The organism is Streptomyces sp. NPDC001194, from assembly GCF_042896985.1.
GTDB lineage: Bacteria > Actinomycetota > Actinomycetes > Streptomycetales > Streptomycetaceae > Streptomyces.
Genome location: NZ_JBIAXU010000018.1, coordinates 66651 through 87244 on the forward strand (window position 1 = coordinate 66651; position 20594 = coordinate 87244).

The 20594-nt window shown below is 72.7% G+C and carries 17 protein-coding genes; 5 read left to right on the forward strand and 12 right to left on the reverse strand.

Translation table 11 applies throughout. The features are described from left to right. Positions 1-48 precede the first annotated feature (48 nt). Positions 49-1026 carry a GlxA family transcriptional regulator gene (locus tag ACFY1T_RS28415; RefSeq protein WP_390790673.1) on the reverse strand — a complete coding sequence of 326 codons (978 nt, stop codon included), beginning with the start codon at positions 1024-1026 and terminating at the stop codon, positions 49-51. Between the two features lie 92 nt (positions 1027-1118). Between ACFY1T_RS28415 and ACFY1T_RS28420 the strand changes: the two genes are divergently transcribed. Beyond that, the gene (locus ACFY1T_RS28420) at positions 1119-2756 is read left to right on the forward strand and encodes an ABC-F family ATP-binding cassette domain-containing protein (RefSeq protein ID WP_390790674.1); all 1638 of its coding nucleotides are present in this window, start codon (positions 1119-1121) and stop codon (positions 2754-2756) included. On the opposite strand, the gene ACFY1T_RS28425 is transcribed toward ACFY1T_RS28420, so the two are convergent. From ACFY1T_RS28425 to ACFY1T_RS28445, 5 genes are all read right to left on the reverse strand, one after another. Then, positions 2753-3535, reverse strand: coding sequence for an SDR family NAD(P)-dependent oxidoreductase (locus ACFY1T_RS28425; RefSeq protein ID WP_390790675.1), 783 nt, complete (start codon positions 3533-3535; stop codon positions 2753-2755). The genes ACFY1T_RS28420 and ACFY1T_RS28425 overlap by 4 nt on opposite strands. A gap of 15 nt (positions 3536-3550) precedes the next feature. Next, a complete protein-coding gene (locus ACFY1T_RS28430) occupies positions 3551-4765 on the reverse strand; it encodes an MAB_1171c family putative transporter (protein ID WP_390790676.1) in 1215 nt (404 codons plus the stop codon). After that, positions 4752-5255 (reverse strand): hypothetical protein, encoded by a 504-nt coding sequence (locus ACFY1T_RS28435; RefSeq protein WP_390790677.1) that lies wholly within the window; start codon positions 5253-5255, stop codon positions 4752-4754. Before ACFY1T_RS28435 ends, ACFY1T_RS28430 begins: the two co-directional genes overlap by 14 nt. A 303-nt stretch (positions 5256-5558) precedes the next feature. Further along, positions 5559-8027: a Tex family protein gene (locus ACFY1T_RS28440; RefSeq protein ID WP_390790678.1), complete on the reverse strand. Its 2469-nt coding sequence runs from the start codon at positions 8025-8027 to the stop codon at positions 5559-5561. A 150-nt stretch (positions 8028-8177) separates the two neighbouring features. Next, positions 8178-9041, reverse strand: a complete 864-nt coding sequence (locus tag ACFY1T_RS28445) for a hypothetical protein (RefSeq protein ID WP_390790679.1) — start codon at positions 9039-9041, stop codon at positions 8178-8180. 115 nt (positions 9042-9156) lie between these two features. On the opposite strand from ACFY1T_RS28445, the gene ACFY1T_RS28450 reads away from it, so the two are divergent. Next, on the forward strand, positions 9157-9609 hold the full coding sequence (locus ACFY1T_RS28450; RefSeq protein WP_390790680.1) for a hypothetical protein: 453 nt from the start codon (positions 9157-9159) through the stop codon (positions 9607-9609). A 257-nt stretch (positions 9610-9866) separates the two neighbouring features. Further along, positions 9867-11372 carry a M1 family metallopeptidase gene (locus ACFY1T_RS28455; RefSeq protein WP_390790681.1) on the forward strand — a complete coding sequence of 502 codons (1506 nt, stop codon included), beginning with the start codon at positions 9867-9869 and terminating at the stop codon, positions 11370-11372. A 39-nt stretch (positions 11373-11411) separates the two neighbouring features. Here the strand turns inward: ACFY1T_RS28455 and ACFY1T_RS28460 are convergent, their stop codons facing one another. After that, on the reverse strand, positions 11412-12305 hold the full coding sequence (locus tag ACFY1T_RS28460; RefSeq protein WP_390790682.1) for an oxygenase MpaB family protein: 894 nt from the start codon (positions 12303-12305) through the stop codon (positions 11412-11414). Between the two features lie 173 nt (positions 12306-12478). Here ACFY1T_RS28460 and sph point away from each other — a divergent pair, with 173 nt between their 5' ends. Further along, a complete protein-coding gene (sph, locus tag ACFY1T_RS28465; RefSeq protein WP_390790683.1) occupies positions 12479-13468 on the forward strand; it encodes a sphingomyelin phosphodiesterase in 990 nt (329 codons plus the stop codon). A 61-nt stretch (positions 13469-13529) separates the two neighbouring features. On the opposite strand, the gene ACFY1T_RS28470 is transcribed toward sph, so the two are convergent. The 4 genes from ACFY1T_RS28470 to ACFY1T_RS28485 all read right to left on the reverse strand — a co-directional run bounded on the left by ACFY1T_RS28470 (position 13530) and on the right by ACFY1T_RS28485 (position 17493). Further along, positions 13530-14330 carry a hypothetical protein gene (locus ACFY1T_RS28470; RefSeq protein ID WP_390790684.1) on the reverse strand — a complete coding sequence of 267 codons (801 nt, stop codon included), beginning with the start codon at positions 14328-14330 and terminating at the stop codon, positions 13530-13532. After that, positions 14327-14770: a hypothetical protein gene (locus tag ACFY1T_RS28475; RefSeq protein ID WP_390790685.1), complete on the reverse strand. Its 444-nt coding sequence runs from the start codon at positions 14768-14770 to the stop codon at positions 14327-14329. Before ACFY1T_RS28475 ends, ACFY1T_RS28470 begins: the two co-directional genes overlap by 4 nt. 46 nt (positions 14771-14816) lie before the next feature. After that, entirely contained in the window at positions 14817-15464 is a 648-nt protein-coding gene (locus tag ACFY1T_RS28480) for a hypothetical protein (protein WP_390790686.1), read from the reverse strand. A gap of 178 nt (positions 15465-15642) precedes the next feature. Beyond that, positions 15643-17493 carry an AMP-dependent synthetase/ligase gene (locus ACFY1T_RS28485; RefSeq protein ID WP_390790687.1) on the reverse strand — a complete coding sequence of 617 codons (1851 nt, stop codon included), beginning with the start codon at positions 17491-17493 and terminating at the stop codon, positions 15643-15645. 85 nt (positions 17494-17578) lie between these two features. On the opposite strand from ACFY1T_RS28485, the gene ACFY1T_RS28490 reads away from it, so the two are divergent. Continuing rightward, positions 17579-18316, forward strand: coding sequence for a MerR family transcriptional regulator (locus ACFY1T_RS28490; protein WP_390790688.1), 738 nt, complete (start codon positions 17579-17581; stop codon positions 18314-18316). Between the two features lie 63 nt (positions 18317-18379). Here the strand turns inward: ACFY1T_RS28490 and ACFY1T_RS28495 are convergent, their stop codons facing one another. After that, positions 18380-20551, reverse strand: a complete 2172-nt coding sequence (locus tag ACFY1T_RS28495; protein ID WP_390790689.1) for a 3-hydroxyacyl-CoA dehydrogenase NAD-binding domain-containing protein — start codon at positions 20549-20551, stop codon at positions 18380-18382. Positions 20552-20594 lie beyond the last annotated feature (43 nt).

Consider the following 20594-nt stretch of genomic DNA (forward strand, 5'->3'; position numbering starts at 1 on the left):
CTTCCTCCTGAGTGGTGCCTTGCCCGCCGGCGGTGGTCCGGGGGTGGTCTAGGTGGGGCCGGGGCCGGAACCGAAGCGGCGGCGGTACTCGGCCGGGGGCTGGCCCAGGGTCTTCACGAAGGCGCGGCGCAGGGCCTCCGGGGTGCCGTAGCCGCAGGCGCGCGAGATCTGCGCGACCCCGTCCCCGGTGTCCTCCAGGAGGCGCCGCGCGCACTCCACGCGGACCCGCTCCACGTAGCGGCCGGGTGTGACCCCCGTCTCCTGCTGGAAGGCACGGGCGAAGTGGCGCGGGGACAGCCTGGCCCGCGCCGCCAGCGCCTCCACGCTGAGGTCCGCGCCCGGATGCTCCGTGATCCACTGCTGCACCTCCCGCAGCGGATCCCGCTGCGCCGTCTGCGCCGCCAGCTGCGCGCTGAACTGGGCCTGGTTCCCGGGCCTGCGCAGGAACACCACCAGGTGCCGCGCGATGCGCAGCGCGAGCTCCCGCCCGTGGTCCTCCTCCACCAGCGCCAGCGCGAGGTCGATCCCCGCCGTGACCCCGGCCGAGGTGGCGACCGGGCCGTCCCGTACGTAGATCGGGTCCGGTTCGACGGTCACCCGCGGGTAGTCCCGGGCCATCTGCTCGCACGCGTACCAGTGCGTCGTCGCCCGCCGGCCGTCCAGCAGCCCGGCCTCGGCCAGCAGCAGCCCGCCGGTGCAGACGGACACCAGCCGCTGCGCGCCGCCCCCGTACGCGCGGAGCCAGTCGGTCAGCCGGGGCTCGAAGTCCCCCCGGTACCGTCCGCCCGGCACCAGCAGGGTGGTGCCCGCCCCCGGCCGTTCGCCCTCCAGTTCCCCGTCCGGCACGAGCGTGAGCCCGCTGCTCGTCCGTACGGGCGCCCCGCTCGGGGAGACCGTGCGGATCGCGTACCCGCCGTCCGCCCGGCCCGGGAAGCGGCCGACGGCGGCGAACACCTCCACGGGCCCGGTCACGTCCAGGCTCTGCAGGCCGTCGTAGAGGACGACAAGCACGTTTCGCAACGACATGACCCCATGGTGTGACGCGGCGCCGATGGCCGCAATGACGCTCATCCCACCTTTACGGCCATGCCCCGCGGCGCGGATAGGATCGACGGACCATGACTGCAACCCTCGTCGCCAAGAACCTCACCGCCGCGCACGGTGAGCGCACGCTCTTCGCCGATCTCGACCTCGTCGTCGCCCCCGGCGACGTCATCGGCCTCGTCGGCGTCAACGGCGCCGGGAAGTCCACCCTGCTGCGCCTGCTCGCCGGCCTGGACACGCCGGAGACCGGAGAGCTGCGGCTCTCCCCGCCCACCGCCGCCGTCGGCCACCTCCCCCAGGAGCCGGAGCGGCGCCCCGAGGAGTCCGTACGGGACTTCCTGGCCCGCCGGACGGGCGTCGCCGCCGCCCAGGCGGCGCTGGACGCGGCGACCCAGGGCCTGGTCGACGGGACCCCGGGGGCGGACGACGCGTACGCGACGACCCTGGACCAGTGGCTGAACCTAGGCGGCGCCGACCTCGACGAGCGGGCCCAGGAGGTCGCCGACGAGCTCGGGCTGGCCGTGAGCCTGGACCTGCCGATGACCGCGCTGTCCGGCGGCCAGGCGGCCCGCGCGGGCCTCGCCTCGCTGCTGCTCTCCCGCTACGACGTCTTCCTGCTCGACGAGCCGACCAACGACCTGGACCTGGAGGGTCTGGAGCGTCTGGAGCGGTTCGTGAAGGGCCTGCGCGCGGGCACCGTAGTGATCAGCCACGACCGCGAGTTCCTGACCCGCACGGTCACCAAGGTCCTCGAACTCGACCTGGCGCAGCAGCAGATCAACCTCTACGGCGGCGGCTACGACGCCTACCTGGAGGAGCGCGAGCGGGCCCGTTCCCACGCCCGCGAGGAGTTCGACGAGTACGCGGGCAAGAAGGCGGCCCTGGAGGGCCGCGCCCAGATGCAGCGCAACTGGATGGACAAGGGCGTCCGCAACGCCCGCCGCAAGGCGAGCGACAACGACAAGATCGGCAAGAACCTGCGGGGCGAGTCCAGCGAGAAGCAGGCCGCCAAGGCCCGCCAGACGCAGCGCGCCATCGAGCGGCTCGAGGTCGTCGACGAGCCCCGCAAGGAGTGGGAGCTGCGCATGGAGATCGCGGCGGCGCCGCGCTCCGGCTCGGTCGTCGCCACCCTGAACGAAGCCGCCGTGCGCCGCGGGGACTTCGCCTTCGGCCCGGCCAGCCTGCAGATCGACTGGGCGGACCGGGTCGCGATCACCGGCGCCAACGGCGCGGGCAAGTCCACGCTCCTCGCCGTGCTCCTCGGCCGGCTGGCGCCCGACTCCGGTGCGGCCACGCTCGGTTCGGGCGTACTGGTCGGCGAGGTGGACCAGGCGCGCGGGCTCTTCCTCGGGGACGAGCCGCTGCTGGAGGCCTTCTGCGCGGCGGTACCGGACACCGAGCCGGCCGAAGTGCGGACCCTGCTGGCCAAGTTCGGCCTGAAGGCGGCGCACGTCCTGCGCCCGGCGGCCACGCTCTCCCCCGGCGAGCGCACCCGGGCGGCCCTGGCGCTGCTCCAGGGCCGCGGGGTCAACCTGCTGGTGCTGGACGAGCCCACCAACCACCTGGACCTTCCGGCGATCGAACAGCTCGAGGCGGCCCTGGACGCCTACGAGGGCACCCTGCTGCTGGTCACCCACGACCGCCGGATGCTGGACGCGGTGCAGGTGACCCGCCGCCTGGAGGTCGCGGACGGCAAGGTCACCGAGCTTTAGGCCGATCCGTCCCGCTCCGGCGCGCGCCGCTTGCGGGCCATCCGTTCGGCCACGAAGCCGCGCGGCAGGTGCCGGACGGCGAGCGCGTACGCCTGGTAGCGCCGGCCGGTGATGCTCACCGGCCGGCGCAGGGCCAGGTCCCGCAGGGCCTTGCCCACCACGGCCTCGGGCTCCAGCCACACCGCCTCGCGCAGGGAGCTGACGTCCATCCCGGCCCGCGCCTGGAACTCGGTGCGGGTGAACCCGGGGACCACCGCGAGCACCCGGACCCCGTACGGCGCCATGTCCACCCGCAGGGACTCGCTGAACGCGGTGACCCAGGCCTTGGCGGCCCCGTACGTCCCGGTCGGCAGCAGTCCGGCCACCGAGGAGACGTTCACCACCGCGCCCCGGCGGCGCTCGCGCAGCCCGGGCAGCATGGCGTGGGTGAGCCGCAGCGGGACCTTCACCATCAGGTCGAGCAGCCGCTCCTCGTCCTCGACCGGGCTGTACGGGAACGGTGCGGGCAGCCCGAAGCCCGCGTTGTTGACCAGGATGTCCACGGGCCGCACCCGGTCGGCGAGCCGCTCGGCGACGGCCGTGCAGTCCGCGGGGTCCAGCAGATCGGCGGGCAGTACCTCGCTGGCCGTGCCGAACTCCCGGCCGAGTTCCCGGGCCACGTCTTCGAGGCGGTCCTTGTCGCGGGCGACCAGGACGAGCTCGCAGCCCTTGGCCGCGAAGCCGCGGGCGAAGGCCGCGCCGAGTCCGGCACTGGCCCCGGTGATCAGAACGGTGGTCAAGGGAGGATCACTTCCTTACGGGGTGCGCGGGCGCTGCGGGGTCGGGCCCTGAGGGGTGAAGTCCGTCGTCGACGGGGATCCGTAGGCCTGAGCCACGTCGACCAGGAACCGGGCCTCGTCGTCCAGGTCGCCGCCCTCGGCGGAGGTCTGCATCGCGGCGGGCAGTTCCCACGCGGCGTCCTCCCCCGGCTGCCCGGGCAGTCCGGCGAGCTTCGCCTGCCGCGCCTCCTTCAGTACGCAGGCCAGCGCGGCCGCGGTGCGCCGCTGTTCGGGAATCCCGTGCCCGGTGACGTGGCTGCGGGCCAGCTCCGGAACGCCCGGGGCGACGTACTCGCCGAGGATCAGGATCGCGTCGCGGGTCTCGATCACCTTGCGGTACACCAGCAGGTTGCGCGGGACGGGCGGCCACAGCAGCTCCACGACCCGGCCGGCCCGCGGCTTGGTGAGGGCGACGTGCGGGACGGCCTGGACCAGGTCGTGCCAGAGCGGCCACAGCCGCCAGGCGGTGGCGATGTCGGCGCTCGTGCGACGCAGCGTGAACAGCGTGGGCACGAGGATCGCGGCGGCCCGCAGCAGTCCGTGCAGGTTCATCATCAGCGGCAGGGCGGGCATCGCCCAGGTGCTGCCGAACAGGGCCTTGAGCAGGTACGCGAACCAGAACAGGCCCGCGAGCGCGGTGCCGAGGCCGAACAGCCGCAGCCCGGCGGCCAGTCCCCGGCTCTCGGTGCGCCGGCTGTAGCGCCAGCACAGTGAGACGCAGGTGGTGTTGGCGAGGAGGTGCGCGCAGATCAGGAGCAGCCAGTACGCGAGCGAGGGCACCGGGTCGCCCTGCGGCGGGATGGTGTGGGCGGTGTGCGCGGGGGCGGCCGTGTCGAGCACCACCAGGGTGGTCAGCCAGGCCACCGTGCCCACCCAGGCGGCGAGTTGGAGGGCCCGGCCACGGGTGGCGGCCGCGACGAAGTAGAGCACGGTGCCCGCGGACAGCACGCCGATCAGGTTGCGGACGAGGCCGACGGTGTGCGCGTAGTCCGGGTCGCGCATCGCGTACGTGACGACGTCGGGGAGGTTGAGGGTCATCGCGGCGGCGGCGGTGGCGACGGCGAGCCACAGGCCGCGCTGCTGCGGGGAGCGCAGGGCGGCGGGGGCGCGCAGCAGGACGGCCGTCCAGAGGCAGACGACGCTGGGCACGGCGAGCGAGTCGCCGAACGCGGTGAGGTCAGCGGCGTCCATGGCTCCCCCGCCCGTAGCCCATGGCGGATTCCAGCCAGGCGAGGGTGGAGCGGGGCCCGGGGGCCGACTGCGGACAGGATCCCGTGGTGCGGATGCGGATCATGCTGGCCAGCATTTCCGCCTCCTGCTCCTGGCTGGTGGTGTAGTTGGTGCGCCCGAGGACGGTGGGGACCTGCCCGTCGTTGTCCTCGGCCTCCAGGGAGTTGTGGCCGAACAGGATGTGCCCGAGCTCGTGGAGCACGATGTGCTCGCGGTGCAGCGCGGTGGTCTGTGCCTCGTAGAAGACGAAGTCGACGCTGTCGGTGCCCACCCACAGCCCGCAGACCCCGGATTCCGCCGCTTCCTTGGGGAGCGGGTGGAGGTGGATCGGTCGGCCCCGCTGCTCGGCGATCCGGTTGCACAGCCCCTCGATGGAGAAGGGATGTGTCAGCTCCAGATGGCCGAGAATCTTCTCGCACCGTTTACGGAGGCTGGGTTGCGAGTGGGGCATGTGATCCCTCTTCGGACCCTTTCGCGGGCAGCGTCGGTAGGCGTGCGTGGGCGTGGGCATGGCGTCCTGTGCCTTCAAGGCGGCCTCTGGGAGTGGGGTCCTGAGGAGAGAAACGGAAGCCCGTTCGCCATTCGGCGAACGGGCGTTCCACCATGCCTACAGATCATGTGCGGGAGTTCGCAAGATGTGTCCCCAGGTGGGGTGCCTATTCGGCCATCCTGGGAACCGGGTGGTCCCGCCCGCGCACCGCGCCCCGGCGGCTCCGCCGGACCGGTGCCGGCGGAGCCTCGGGACACGCCCGTCTCAGCGCTTGCGGCGCCCCTCGTCGCCCCCGGTGAGGCCGGCCCGGCGCAGGGCGTCGGCCATCGCGCTGTTGGCCGGGGCCGGGGAGCCGCCGGCGCCCTGGCCCCGGCCGCCCTGGCGCTGCCCGCCGCCCTGGCCCCTGCCCTGCCCGCCGCCCTGTCCTTGGCCCCGGCCCTGACCCTGGCTCTGGCCTCCGCCCTGACCCTGGCCGCCGCGCTGCTGCGGGGGACGGCCGCCACCGCGTCGCTCCTGGCGGTCCTCGCGCTGTCGCGGGGCGCCGCCCGCCGGGCGGTCGGCCTCGTCCTCCAGCCGCAGCGTCAGAGAGATCCGCTTGCGCGGGATGTCCACGTCCAGGACCTTCACCCGGACGATGTCGCCCGGCTTGACCACGTCCCGCGGGTCCTTGACGAAGTTCTTCGACAGCGCCGAGACGTGGGCCAGCCCGTCCTGGTGGACGCCGATGTCGATGAAGGCGCCGAACGCGGCCACGTTGGTGACCACGCCCTCCAGGATCATTCCCGGCTCCAGGTCGCCGATCTTCTCGACGCCCTCCTTGAACGTGGCGGTCTTGAAGGCCGGCCTCGGGTCGCGGCCCGGCTTCTCCAGCTCGCGCAGGATGTCCGTCACGGTCGGCAGGCCGAAGGCCTCCGTGACGAACTGCTCCGGCCGCAGCGAGCGCAGCACCGCGGTGTTGCCGATCAGCGCCGCCACGTCGCTGCCGGCCGTCTTGGCCATGCCCCGGACCAGCGGGTACGACTCGGGGTGCACGCTGGAGAGGTCCAGCGGGTCGTCCCCGCCGCGGATCCGCAGGAAGCCCGCGCACTGCTCGTACGCCTTCGGACCCAGGCGCGCGACGTCCTTGAGGGCCTTGCGGCTGCGGAAGGGTCCGTTGTCGTCGCGGTGGGCCACGATGTTCTCGGCGAGCCCGCCGCTGATGCCCGAGACCCGCGAGAGCAGCGGGGCGGAGGCGGTGTTGACGTCGACACCGACACCGTTCACGCAGTCCTCGACCACCGCGTCGAGCGAGCGCGAGAGCTTCACCTCGGAGAGGTCGTGCTGGTACTGGCCGACGCCGATCGACTTGGGGTCGATCTTGACGAGCTCGGCGAGCGGGTCCTGCAGGCGCCGGGCGATGGAGACGGCGCCGCGCAGCGACACGTCCATGTCCGGGAGTTCCTGCGAGGCGAACGCGGAGGCCGAGTACACGGAGGCGCCGGCCTCGGACACCATCACCTTGGTGAGCTTCAGCTCGGGGTGGCGGGTGATCAGGTCCCCGGCGAGCTTGTCGGTCTCGCGCGAGGCCGTGCCGTTGCCGATGGCGATCAGCTCGACCGCGTGCTCCCCGGCGAGCCGGGCCAGCTTGGCGAGGGACTCGTCCCACTTGTTGGCGGGCACGTGCGGGTAGATCACGTCGGTCGCCACGACCTTGCCGGTGGCGTCGACGACGGCGACCTTCACGCCGGTGCGGAAGCCCGGGTCGAGGCCGAGGGTGGCGCGGGTGCCGGCGGGCGCCGCGAGCAGCAGGTCGCGCAGGTTGGACGCGAAGACCCGTACGGCCTCGTCCTCGGCCGCCTGGCGCAGCCGCATCCGCAGGTCGATGCCGAGGTGCACCTGGATCTTCGTACGCCAGGCCCAGCGGACGGTGTCGCCCAGCCACTTGTCGCCGGGGCGGCCGCGGTCGTTCACCCCGAAGCGGCGGGCGATCATGCCCTCGTACGTGGACGGGCCGGGCTCCTCGCGGGGCTCCTCGGGCTCCAGGGTGAGGTCGAGGACGTCCTCCTTCTCACCGCGCAGCATGGCGAGGACGCGGTGCGAGGGCAGCGCGGTGAAGGGCTCGGCGAAGTCGAAGTAGTCGGCGAACTTGGCGCCCGCCTCCTCCTTGCCCTCGCGCACCTTCGCGGCGAGCCGGCCGCGGCCCCACATGCGCTCGCGCAGCTCGCCGATGAGGTCGGCGTCCTCGCCGAAGCGCTCGGTGAGGATCGCGCGGGCGCCCTCCAGGGCGGCGGCCGGGTCGGCGACTCCCTTGTCGGAGTCGACGAACGCGGCCGCGGCGGCGGCCGGTTCCACCGACGGGTCGGCCAGCAGGCCGTCGGCGAGCGGCTCCAGGCCGGCCTCGCGGGCGATCTGCGCCTTGGTGCGCCGCTTGGGCTTGAACGGGAGGTAGATGTCCTCCAGCCGGGCCTTGGTGTCGGCCGCGTTGATCCGGGCCTCCAGCTCGGCGTCGAGCTTGCCCTGCTCCCGCACGGAGTCCAGGATCGCCGCGCGCCGGTCCTCCAGCTCGCGCAGATACCGCAGCCGCTCCTCGAGGGTGCGCAGCTGGGCGTCGTCGAGCATCTCGGTCGCTTCCTTGCGGTAGCGCGCGATGAACGGCACGGTGGAGCCGCCGTCGAGCAGCTCGACGGCGGCCTTGACCTGCCGCTCCCGTACGCCGAGCTCCTCGGCGATCCTGCCTTCGATGGACATCGTCACGATCGGGTCCCGCCTGCCTTCGTTTGCACTGGAAGGCTGCCAATTGTGGCAGGTGGCGACGGCGGGGGCCGGGAGACCCGCGCCCGGGTCCCCGCCCGGGGCCGGGCCCGGGGCCGCGCCCGGCCCCGTCCCGGACCCGCGCCGGACCCGTCAGGCCTTGCCGAAGGCGTCCGCGGGGAAGGCGCCGGCCGCGACGGCCTTGACGACGAGTCCGCCGCCGAGCTCGGCCAGCCTGGCCAGGCCTTCGGCGCCGAGGTGCTCGTACGGGGCCGCGTCGAGGCGGTCGGTGTCGGCTTCGAGGCGCTCGCGCACGGCCGCGCCCTCCGCGGTGAGTTCGCCTTCGGCGTCGAGGATCCCGCGCTCGCGCAGCCGGTCGGCGGCGGCGTCGAGGTCGGACTGTTCCCAGCCGCGGATGGCCTTGATCCACTTGTGGGTCATGCCGCGCCCGGTGGCGGTGTGGCTGACCAGGGCCTCCAGCGGGTCCAGCCCCGCGAGCAGCAGGGCGGCGAGGTGGCCGTCGCCGCGGTGCTCGCGCAGCAGGGTGGTGGCGTGCCAGAGCCGCAGGTGCGGCTCCTCGGGTACGGGGAGGTCGGCGTGGGCGGCGTAGAGGGGCCGGGCGTGCCGGGTGCAGCCCTCGGTGGCGCGCAGGGCGAGGTCGGCGGCCTCGGCGAGCTCGGGGGAATCGATCGCCTCCGTGCCGAGCAGCCGGCGCAGGGTGGCGTCGGCGGCGCGCAGCCGGGCGTCCAGGGCCTGTTCGGGGGTGGTGGTGTCCCAGACGGCGGGCAGGTGGCGGGAGACGAAGTCGTGGCGGTAGTTGTAGAACGTGGCGGTGACCGTGCCGGGTCCGACGGCTCCCATGGCGGCGGAGCGGGAGGCGAGGTTCACGGCGGGCCGCTCGGTGACCCCGAGGGCGGCGAACTCCTTGCCCAGATCGGGAGAGAAGTAGATGGTCGCGTGCAGCGGATTGATCGCTGCATGCCAACAGTTGCGGGCGGCGCGCGCAGGAATCGTCATGGCGGCCAGATTACCGACCGCTCAGTATGTCGGGTAGACCGAGTCCCGGCCGTCGTGCATATGATCGAGCCGACACCAACGGGGAGGCGTGAACATGTCAGAGGATGGCGGCCAAGTGGCGGACCTTCAGGTCGGCATGCGGTTGAACCACGTACCGGTCGAGCCGAGCGGCCCGACGGCTCCGCCGACGGGGCCGACGGCTCCGGGCAACCCGAAGGGCCCGATGGGCCCCTTCGTTCCGGGCGGTTCCGGGGACTTCGCTTCGACGCCGGCCCAGAAGAAGGCCGCGGCGAACACGATCGAGACCGAGCTGGAGCCCAACACCAAGAAGGCCGCCGAGCACGCGGACACCGACACCGGCGCCGCCCAGAAGGGCTTCGACGGCTGGGAGACCGCCGCCGGCCTGAAGAAGGTGGCGGACACCTGGGACCAGCAGGTGAAGACCCTGATGGGCCGTCTGGCGTCCGAGAAGACCAGCCTGCGCGGCGCCTCGGGCCTCTTCTCGAGCAACGACACCGGCATCGGCAACCAGTTCCTCGCGTCGAACTCGAAGCTGAACGGCCTCTAGACGGGGGCCCTCCGGGTATCGCGGGCATCCGGTTTCCGGCCTTCTTCCGCGCGGCGCACCGCGCGGAAGAAGGCCGTTCGCGTACCCGGACACGGCCGTTCGGGGCGGTGGCCACCGGCCCGGCCGCTCCCCTGTGACGGCCGAATGGCGATCGTGTGACACGAGGGGCCATGGACATGACGTAGGGCGGCGGGCGTGAATACGGTCGGACGACAAGCCGTTGAACAGAACTGTCTCCCTACCCCTTGGAGCTCTTCGTGCACCGCAAAGTCATCGCCCCGAGCGTCCTCGCCGCCTCCCTCCTGCTGGTGATCCCGGCGTCGGCGGCGAGTTCCGTACAAGGGGCCCCGGGGATCGGCGACCCCTACTACCCGGCCAGCGGCAACAGCGGGTACGACGTGTCCCACTACGACCTGCGCCTGCAGTACCAGCCGAAGACGGACCTGCTGGAGGGCACGGCCACGCTCCTGACCACCGCCAGGCAGGACCTCTCCCGCTTCAACCTGGACTTCGGCCTGAAGGTCAGCGAGATCCGGGTCAACGGCGCCAAGGCGAAGTTCGCCACGTCCGGGGAGCACGAGCTGGAGGTGACCCCCGCCCAGGTGCTGAAGAAGGACACCCCGGCGTCGGTCGTCGTCAAGTACGCCGGAAAGCCCTCGGAGTTCAAGATCGACGGCTGGTCGGCCTGGCAGCGCACCCCGGACGGCGGCGTCGCCGCGCAGGAGCCCGACTCGGCCGTCTGGTGGTTCCCGAGCAACGACCACCCGCTCGACAAGGCCACCTTCGACATCTCGGTCAACGTCCCCGACGGCACCCAGGCCATCAGCAACGGCGTGCTCCAGTCGCAGAGTTCCCGGCTCGGCTGGACCCGGTACAACTGGCGCTCGAACAAGCCGCAGGCCACGTACCTCGCCACCCTCGCCATCGGCAAGTTCGACGTCACCACCGGTACGACGGCGAGCGGGCTGCCGATCGTCAACGCGTACAGCAAGGACCTCGGCGACAACGCGGGCGCGGCGCGCGCGAGCGTGGAGCGGACCGGCGAGGTCGCCGAGTGGCTGGAGGGGGTCTTCGGGCCGTACCCCTTCAACGCCCTGGGCGGGTACGTGCCGAACGTGCCCTCCAGCTTCGCGCTCGAGACGCAGACCCGGCCGTTCTACAGCCCGAAGCAGTTCGCGAACGGCGCCAACGTCTCGGTGGTCGTGCACGAGCTGGCCCACCAGTGGTACGGGGACAGCGTCTCCGTCGACGGCTGGAAGGACATCTGGATCAACGAGGGCTTCGCCCGCTACAGCCAGTGGCTGTGGTCGGAGAAGGAGGGTGAGGGCACCGCGCAGGAGCTCGCCGACTGGACGTACGGGCAGCGCGCCGCGGACGACCCGTTCTGGCAGGTCAAGCCGGGCGACCCGGGCCCGGACAACCAGTTCCACGGAGCCGTCTACGACCGCGGCGCGATCGCCCTCCAGGCGCTGCGCAACGAGATCGGCGACGAGAAGTTCTTCAAGATCCTCAAGGGCTGGCCGACCGAGCGGGCCTACGGGAACGCCAAGGTCGGGGACTTCGTCCGGTACGCGGAGAAGGTGTCGGCCAAGCCCCTCGCCCAGCTCTTCGAGACCTGGCTGTACACCCCGGGCAAGCCCGCCTTCGCCCCGCCGGCCGCCCCGGCCGGGAACGCCCGCTCCCTCAAGGCTCCCGCCGCGAAGCCGGTGGAGCCGAAGTCCTGGAAGAAGATCGCCGAGACGAACACGATCCACGACCACTGAGCCGCGCAGCGCGTACGGGTCCCCGCGCGCCGGCGCCCCTCAGGGGGTGCCGGCGCGTCGGCGGGCCCGGGCCGCGCGGGCGATGGGCAGGTAGCGCAGGCGCTCCGGCAGCAGCGGTACGAGCAGCCGTACGGCCGTGCTGAGCCGCCGGAGCCTGCACTCCTGGGCCGGGCTCCACTCCAGCCCGATGGCGGCACGGGCCTCGGGCGGCATGTACCCCACGGTGACGAACGCCCGGAAGTGCAGGAACGCGGCCCGCAGCACCGGCCAGGCGAGCCGCAGCAGCAGCCGTACCGGAAGGGAGCCGCCCTCGGGCCTCGGCAGCGGCACGTCGGTGGCGACCAGCTCGCGGGCGACCTTGGTCGGCTCGATCTCCTCGGCCAGCATCCGGTGGTAGTAGACCCAGTACTCCTCGATGGTCTGCGGCATGTCCCGGTCGTGTATCCCGAGGATCCGGCCGACCTGGAGCCACTCCCGGTACAACTGCCGCTCCTGCGCGGGGGTGAAGCGGCGCAGCAGGTACCGCCCGGCGTAGAGGTAGATCGGGAAGCCGGTGGCGTGCACCCAGGAGTAGCAGGCGGGGTCGAGGGAGTGGTAGCGCCGTCCCCGGGTGTCGATGCCCTGGATCTCCTTGTGCAGGCGGCGTACCCGGCGGCCCTCCTCGGCGGCCTCCGCCCCGCCGTAGACCCACAGCTGGACGGAGCGCAGCGAGCGCTCGCCGCGCCCCCAGGGGTCGGTCCGGAAGACCGAGTGCTCGTCGACCCCGGCGCCGATCGCGGGGTGGGCCACCTGCATGGTGAAGGCGGCGGGGAGCATCAGCAGGGCCCGGATGTCGCCGGAGATGGTCCAGAGCACCCCGCCGGGGGCCGGCGGCTCGGGATCGGGGCGGCGCGCGGCCTTCGGTCCGGGTGCGGGGAGCTCTGCATCTCTCATGGTTCCAGTATGCGATCGCCGAAGGACCGGGCCGCGGGCACCGGCGTCGCGGGGCGCGAGCACCAGACGTCCGCTCCCGGACAGAAAGTCTTGTCACGGGTGTTACCCAGAGGTAACCGCGGCTGCTTGGATGACGGAGTCGATCTCCCCCCTGCAGGAATGATGGAGACCTCATGCTGCACACCAAGCTCAGCCGCAACCGCGCCGCCGCCACGGCCGTTGCGGCGATAGCCGTCGGCGCACTGGCCGCCACCGGTGCGCCGGCCGCCTCGGCCGCGGAGAGCGCCGCGGTCCCGCGGCTCAGCGTCCTCACGTACAACACGTTCCTGATGAGCAAGAACCTCTACCCCAACTGGGGTCAAGACCACCGGGCTTCGGAGATCCCCAAGGCGTCCTTCTTCCAGGGACACGACGTGGTCGTGCTCCAAGAGGCCTTCGACAACGGCGCCTCGGACGCGCTCAAGTCGGGCGCCTCCGCGCAGTACCCGTACCAGACCCCGATCGTCGGCCGCAGCAAGAGCGGCTGGGACGCGACGGGCGGCGCCTACTCCTCGACCACCCCCGAGGACGGCGGCGTCACGATCCTCAGCAAGTGGCCGATCCTCCGCAAGGAGCAGGTCGTCTACAAGGACGCCTGCGGCGCCGACTGGTGGTCCAACAAGGGCTTCGCCTACGTCGTGCTGAACGTGGGCGGGACCAAGGTCCACGTGGTCGGCACCCACGCCCAGTCCACCGACCCGGGCTGCGGCTCCGGCGAGGCGGCCGACATGCGCGCCCGGCAGTTCAAGGCGATAGACGCCTTCCTGGACGCAAAGAACATCCCGGCGGGCGAACAGGTCATCGTGGCCGGCGACATGAACGTCGACTCGCGCTCCCCCGAGTTCGCGTCCATGCTCGCCACCGCCGACCTGGCGGACTCCGACTCGCGCACGGGCCACCCGTACTCGTTCGACACCGCGCAGAACTCGATCGCGAACTACCGATACCCGACGGACCCGCGCGAGGACCTGGACTACGTCCTCTACCGCAAGGGCAACGCGCGCCCGGCGGGCTGGGAGAACAACGTGGTCAAGGAGGAGTCGGCGCCCTGGACCGTCTCGAGCTGGGGCACCTCGTACACGTACACCAACCTCTCCGACCACTACCCGCTGATCGGCCGCTAGCCCGCCCCCGCCCGGTGCCCCTGCCCGGTGCCCGCCGCGCGGCGGGCACCGGCGCGTCCGGTCAGCCGAGGATCTCGGCGATGTCCGCCTGGAGCCGCCGGTAGTCCTCCGGGTTGTCCGGTGCCCACGCGCGCGCGTCCTCGGAGGCCTGCCGGGCCAGTTCCGCCGCCCGGCCCGGCCAGCCGGCCCAGACGTACATCCGGACCAGTTCCACGGTCGCGCTCGTCGTGGACGGGTGGCTCCGTCCGGGAGAGCGGCGCGCGGCGCGCACGGTCCGCTGCTGCGCCTCCAGCGCCTCGCCGACGCGTCCGTTGTCGCACAGCCGTACCGCGCGCAGCGTGCGGACCTCCTGCTCCTCGAAGACGTTGTGCTTCGCGAGGACGGCGGCCGCCAGCAGCAGGGGCACGGCCACCAGGACCACGTACGGTCCGGGGCCCGCGGCCAGGTCGGGCAGCCGTCCGGCGCGGTCGCGCACGGTACCGGTCTCGGCGAGGTCCAGCGCCGCCCAGGCGCCTCCCAGCACCGCGGCCGCGACCAGCACCGTGCGGTGCACGAAGCGGCCGCGCCCGAACGCCAGCAGGCCGGCCGCCCAGAGCGCGGCGGCGCCGGCGAGGACCACGACGAGGGCGTCCCCGCCCGCGAGCCCGGCACGCGATCCGAGGGCGGGGGCGCCGGTGGCGGCGTCCGCGCGGAATCCGTAGGACAGGGTGTCGGCGTCGGCCCCGACGACCCACGGCAGTACGGCGCCCAGCAGCATCAGCAGCGCTCCGGCGGCGCCCAGGGGTGCCGGCAGGCGCCCGGGGGTGACCAGCGAGGACAGTACGGCCGCGGCCCGGCCCGTACCGCCGGCGGGGGCCTTCACCCGCCCAGCCTGACGACGTCGGTGGTGTAGGTGGTGACGGCCACGTGGACCACCACGGGTACGAGCAGGACGGCGGCCGGCGACAGCAGCCAGGTGCACAGGGGCCGCAGCCTGGTGGTCCGCAGTCTGCGCGAGGTCCACAGCAGGGTGCCCGGGACGAACAGGACCAGGGTGATCAGGCTGAGCGCGAAGCGGGCCGGGCCGTCCCCGGGGACCGGGAAGAGGAAGGCGAGCGGGGAGTCGTACGTCAGCCTGTCCACCCCGGCGGCGAGCCCTTGGAGGACGAGGATCGCGATGCCGATCGGGGAGAGGATCAGCGGCACCAGGGCGGCCCCGTCGGTCGACACGGAGTGCGCCATGCCCCTCCCCGGCGGCCTTCCCAGGACCCGTTCCCTCTCGTTGGCCCGTTCCAGGTCGTACCACGGCTTTTCGTCGAACATGTCCGCTCCCCCGGTGGTATGTGGTCGTGGTGGTGCTCGGGGCCGGTCAGGCGAGGGCGGGCGCGTCCGGCCCGAGGACCCGTCGGTTGATGCCGCGCCGGCGCAGGGCGCTGAAGGCCCACAGGGCCGCCCCGGCGCCTGCCAGCGCCAGGAAGCGGGTCTGGTTCTCGGGGGGAACGGCGGGCACCTTCGCGATCGCCAGCCTGATGCCCGGCCCGCGCAGGGGCGTGTCCAGCGTGTACCCGCCCGGTTGCAGGGGGGCGGTGACGGCCGGCCAGGCCTGCCAGTGCCCGCGCTCGTCCGCGTACCAGTAGCGGTGGTCGACCGCCTCGCCCAGCCTGGGGGTGCGCCAGGTCCCCTGGTCGAGGGGGTGTCCGTCGACGGCGGCGAGGGACACCGTGCTCCCGGGCTTGTTGCGCGCGCCGCCCGACACCATGGCTTGCAGGGCCAGGGGCCGGGGCAGATCGGTGCGGCTCTCGATCCACACCAGATAGAGGCCGTCGTCGGCCAGCTGGACCGTCCCGGCCTGGCCCGGCTCGGTGCGCAGGGCCTTAGCCGCCCCGACGTTGCCGAGGTGCTGGTTCGTCTGCGCGGCCAGCGCGACCCCCAGGAACCCGACGACCCACAGCGCGAGAGCGGCGTCCAGCCAGCGCCGGGACCACCCCGTGGGTAAGAACACTGTGTCACGTGGCATGCAACCGCCCCCTGTTCGCCGCGGCCGCCTCGTCCGGCCGGGCGCCAACCCGTGGCCCACAGTGTGACCCGGACGGCGTTCCCCTGTCCGGCTGTTGGGCGAGATGGCCGCACCGGGCGGCTCGGCCGGAACCCGTCCGGCGGGCGGTCGTGCGCGCCCGCCGGACGGGCCGTGCGGGCTACGGGGCCGGCGCCGCCTGCGGTTCCCCGTGCGGGTCCTCGTACAGGGCCTCGATGAGGGGGCCGTACTTCTCCCGGACCACCCTGCGGCGCAGTTTCAGCGACGGGGTGAGCTCCCCGGAGGCGGGGCCCCACTCCTCGGTCAGCAGCCGGTACCGCTTGATCTGCTCGGTCCGGTTGAGCCGGGCGTTGGCCGCCGCGACGGCGGCGGCGATCTCCTCCCGGACGGCCGGGTGCTCCGCGAGCCCGGCCAGCGGGCCGGCCTCGATGCCGCGGGCCGCCGCCCACGCCGGGGCCACCTCCCCGTCCAGCACGAGGAGGGCGACGAGGTAGGAGCGGCCGTCCCCGTGCACCAGGGCCTGGCCGATCAGCGGGTGCTCCTTGACGGTGTTCTCCACCAGGGCCGGCGAGACGTTCTTGCCGTTCGAGGTGATGATCAGTTCCTTCTTGCGGTCGGTCAGCCAGAGGAACCCGTCCTCGTCGAGCCGGCCGACGTCCCCGGTCGGGAACCAGCCCTCGGCGTCGTGGGCGCTCTCGACCGACCCGTCGGGCCGCAGGTAGCCGGCGAAGACGGTCGCGCCCCGCGTGAGGATCTCCCCGTCCTCGGCGAGCCGCAGCTCCAGCCCCTCGATCGGGCGTCCCACCGAGCCCAGCCGGAAGCCGTCCGGACTGTTGATCGTGCACACCCCCGAGGTCTCCGTGAGCCCCCACGCGTCCATGATGGTGATCCCCCAGCCCGCCCAGAAGCGGACCACGTCGATCGGCATCGGGGCGGTGGCGCTGGCCGTCCACACCAGCCGGTCCAGCCCGGCCAGGCCCAGCAGCGGGTCCAGCACCTGCTCCTTCGCCCGGGTGTACGAGGTCTCGAGCGCGGCCGGGATCCGCTCGCCGCGCTCCCGGTGGCCGGCCCGGGCCCGGGCGAGGTCGTTGGCGGCCTCGATGGACTCCCGCTGCGCGGCGGGGAGCTGCGCGAGCACCGCCCGTACCCCGGCGGCCAGCTTCTCCCAGACCCGGGGCACCCCGAAGAACTGCACCGGGTGCAGTTCGCGTACGGCTGCCCCCACGGCCGCCGGGTCGGCGACGAGCCGGACGTGCGCGGCCCGCAGCAGCGGCAGGTAGATGCCGAGGATCCGCTCGGCGATGTGCGCGAAGGGCAGGTAGCAGATGTGCTCGGCGTGCTCGGGCAGGTCCGTGCGGCCGTCGATGCGGACGGCCTGGAGCATGATGTTGCGGTGGGTCAGCCGCACGCCCTTGGGGTCGCCGGTGGTCCCGGAGGTGTAGACGACGGTCAGCGGGTCCTCGGGGCGGGTCTCCCGCCAAGCCTTCTCGAAGGCCTCGGGGCGGTGCGTACGGGCGCCGCTCGCGTACAGGGATCCGTACGTGCGGTGCGGACCCGCCTCGGCGGCCTCGGCCACGACCAGCCGTTCCAGGGGCACCTGCGCGTCGGCGAGCAGCGGCTCCCAGCGGGCCAGCTCGCCGGCGCCTTCGAGGACCGCGACCCGGGCCCGGCTGTGCCGGGCGATGTGGGCGATCTGCTCGGGCGCGGAGGTCCCGTACACGGTGACCGGGACGGCGCCGAGGTGCACGAGGGCCAGGTCCGTCAGCCAGTGCTCGGGGCGGTTGCCCATCATGATCAGCACGTGTTCGCCGCGTTCCACGCCGAGGGCGGCGTATCCGGAGGCGAGGACGGCGACCTTGCTGCGGACCTCGGTCCAGTCGAGGGTCGTCCAGCCGTCGCCCTCTCGCCAGGAGAGGGCGGGGAGAGCCCCGTGCTCGGCGGCGTTGCGCGCCAGCAGGGCGGGGATGGTGAGCTCTTCGGGTCGTCCGGGCAGTCGCAGTTTCATGGTCATGGGCAGCTCCTGGCCGTTTCACATCGTTGGTGCGACAGCAATACTGTTGAACCCAAGCTGTGGAGCAGAGAGCGAGGCGCAGACGATGGCCGACCAGGCACCCGAGCCGATGCTCACCGTCGACGAGCTGGCGGCCAGGGCGGGCGTCACCGTGCGCACCGTTCGTTTCTACAGCACGCGCGGGCTTTTGCCCCCTCCCGTGATCGGCCCGCGTCGGGTGGGGCACTACGGGCCGGAGCACCTGTCCCGGCTGGCGCTCATCGAGGAACTCCAGCACCAGGGCATGACGTTGTCGGCCATCGAGCGCTATCTGGACGCCCTGCCCGACGACCTGAGCGCGCACGACCTGGCGATCCACCGCGCCATGGTGTCCAGTTGGGCTCCGGACGCGCCGCAGGAGGTGTCGCGGGAGGAGCTGGAGAAGCGGGCCGGGCGGAGCCTGTCGGACGCCGACGTGCGGCGGCTGACGGCGATGAACGTGCTGGCGCCGGCCGCCGACGGGTTCCGGGTGGACGTGGGGCTGCTGCGGCTGGGCGTCGCGCTGCTGGACGTGCCGATCGCGCACGAGACGATCCTGGCGGCGCGCAAGGTGCTGCTGGAGCACGCGCGGACCACGGCGCACGAGCTGACGGCGCTGTTCCGGGACGAGGTGTGGGGGCCGTTCACGCGGGGCGAGAGCGATCCGGAGCGGGTGGAGTCGATGAAGGCGCTGTCCGCGCACATGCAGCCGATGGTGGTGCAGGCGCTGGTGACCGCATTCCAGCGGTCGCTGAAGGAGGAACTGCGGGCGGCGTTCGTCTCGGAGTCCGAAGGCTCCGGGTGAACGCCGCCCGCGGCGGGTCCTGCCGGTACGGCGGGTCCTACGGGTACTGCGGGTACTGCGGGGTCAGTCGGAGTACGTCTCGCCGCGTTCGGCCTTCGCGACGAGCGAGGCCGGCGGGGTGAAGCGCTCGCCGTACTGGGCGGCCAGCTCGCGCGCGCGGGCGACGAAGCCCGCCAGGCCGCCCTCGTAGCCGTTGATGTACTGGATCACGCCACCGGTCCAGGCCGGGAAGCCGATGCCCATGATGGAGCCGATGTTGGCGTCGGCGATCGAGGTGAGCACGCCCTCGTCGAGGCAGCGGACGGTGTCCAGTGCCTCGGAGAAGAGCATCCGCTCCTTCATGTCGACGAACGGGATGTCCGCGTCCGGCTTGGCGAAGTGCTCGCGCAGGCCCGGCCAGATGCCGGCGCGCTTGCCGCTCTCGTCGTACGCGTAGAAGCCGGCCCCGCCGCTGCGCCCCGGGCGCCCGAACTCGTCGACCATCCGGTCGATGACCGCGTCCGCGGGGTGCGCGGTCCACGGGCGGCCCTCGGCCTCGAAGGCCTTGCGGGTCTCGTTGCGGATCTTGCGCGGGAGGGTGAGCGTGAGCTCGTCCATCAGGGAGAGCACCTTGGCCGGGTAGCCGGCCTGGGCCGCGGCCTGCTCGATGGAGGCGGGCTCCACGCCCTCGCCTACCATCGCCACGCCCTCGTTGATGAACTGGCCGATGACGCGCGAGGTGAAGAAGCCGCGCGAGTCGTTGACCACGATCGGGGTCTTGTTGATCTGCCGCACGAGGTCGAAGGCGCGGGCGATGGCCTCGTCGCCGGTGCGCTCGCCCTTGATGATCTCCACCAGCGGCATCTTGTCGACGGGCGAGAAGAAGTGCAGTCCGATGAAGTCGACGGGGCGCGAAACCCCTTCCGCGAGGCCCGTGATGGGCAGCGTGGAGGTGTTGGAGCAGAGCAGCGCGTCGGGGGCGATGACGTCCTGGATCTCCTGGAACACCTTGTGCTTGAGGGAGGTGTCCTCGAACACGGCCTCGATGACGGCGTCGCAGCCGGCCAGGTCGGCGGCCTCGGCGGTCGGGGTGATCCGGGCGAGCAGCTCGGCGCGCTGGGCCTCGGTGCTGCGGCCGCGGGAGACGGCCTTGTCGAGCAGCTTCTCGGAGTACGCCTTGCCCTTCGCGGCGGCCTCGGCGGTGACGTCCTTCAGCACCACCTCGATGCCCGCGCGGGCGCACGAGTACGCGATGCCCGCGCCCATCATGCCGGCGCCGAGGACGGCGACCTTGCTGACCTTGCGGGGCGCGACGCCCTGCGGGCGGCTGCGGCCGGCGTTGACGGCCTGGAGGTCGAAGAAGAACGCCTGGATCATGTTCTTGGCGGTCTGACCGGTGACCAGCTCGGTGAAGTAGCGGGCCTCGATGGTCAGCGCCGTCTCGAAGTCCACCTGGGCGCCCTCGACGGCACACGCCAGGATGTTGCGCGGGGCCGGGTACGGGGCGCCGTTCAGCTGCTTCCTCAGGTTGGCCGGGAAGGCCGGGAGGTTGGCGGCGAACTTCGGGTTCGACGGCGTGCCGCCCGGGATCCGGTAGCCGGGCACGTCCCAGGGCTGCTTCGACTCGGGGTTGGCGTCGATGAAGGCGCGGGCCTTGGCCAGCATCTCCTCGGGGGTGGCGGCCAGTTCGTGGACGAGCCCGTTGTCGAGGGCGCGCTGCGGGCTGTACTGGGTGCCCTGGAGCAGGACCTTGAGCAGCGCGTCGGCGATGCCCATGAGGCGGACCGTACGGGTGACACCGCCGCCGGCCGGGAGCAGGCCGAGGGTGACCTCGGGCAGGCCGATCTTGGAGCCGGGGGCGTCGAGGGCCACGCGGTGGTGGGAGGCGAGGCAGATCTCGTAACCGCCGCCGAGCGCGGCGCCGTTGATCGCGGCGACGACGGGCTTGCCGAGGGTCTCGATGCGGCGCAGCGAGCGCTTGATCTCGGTTCCGGTGTCGAAGGCGATCTGCGCGTCCTCGGGACGCAGCCGGATCATGTCCTTGAGGTCGCCGCCCGCGAAGAAGGTCTTCTTGGCGGAGGTGTAGATGATGCCGCGGATGGAGTCCTTCTCGGCCTCGGCGCGGTCGGCGACGGCCGCGATGGAGTCCTTGAAGGCCTGGTTCATCGTGTTGGCGGACTGGCCCGGGTCGTCGAGGGTCAGGGTGACGACGCCGGTCTCGTCCTGGTCCCAGCGGATCGTGGTGGACTCGCTCATGTTTCTCGCTGCTTCCGTGTCGGGGAGGAGGTCGGGGGGATCA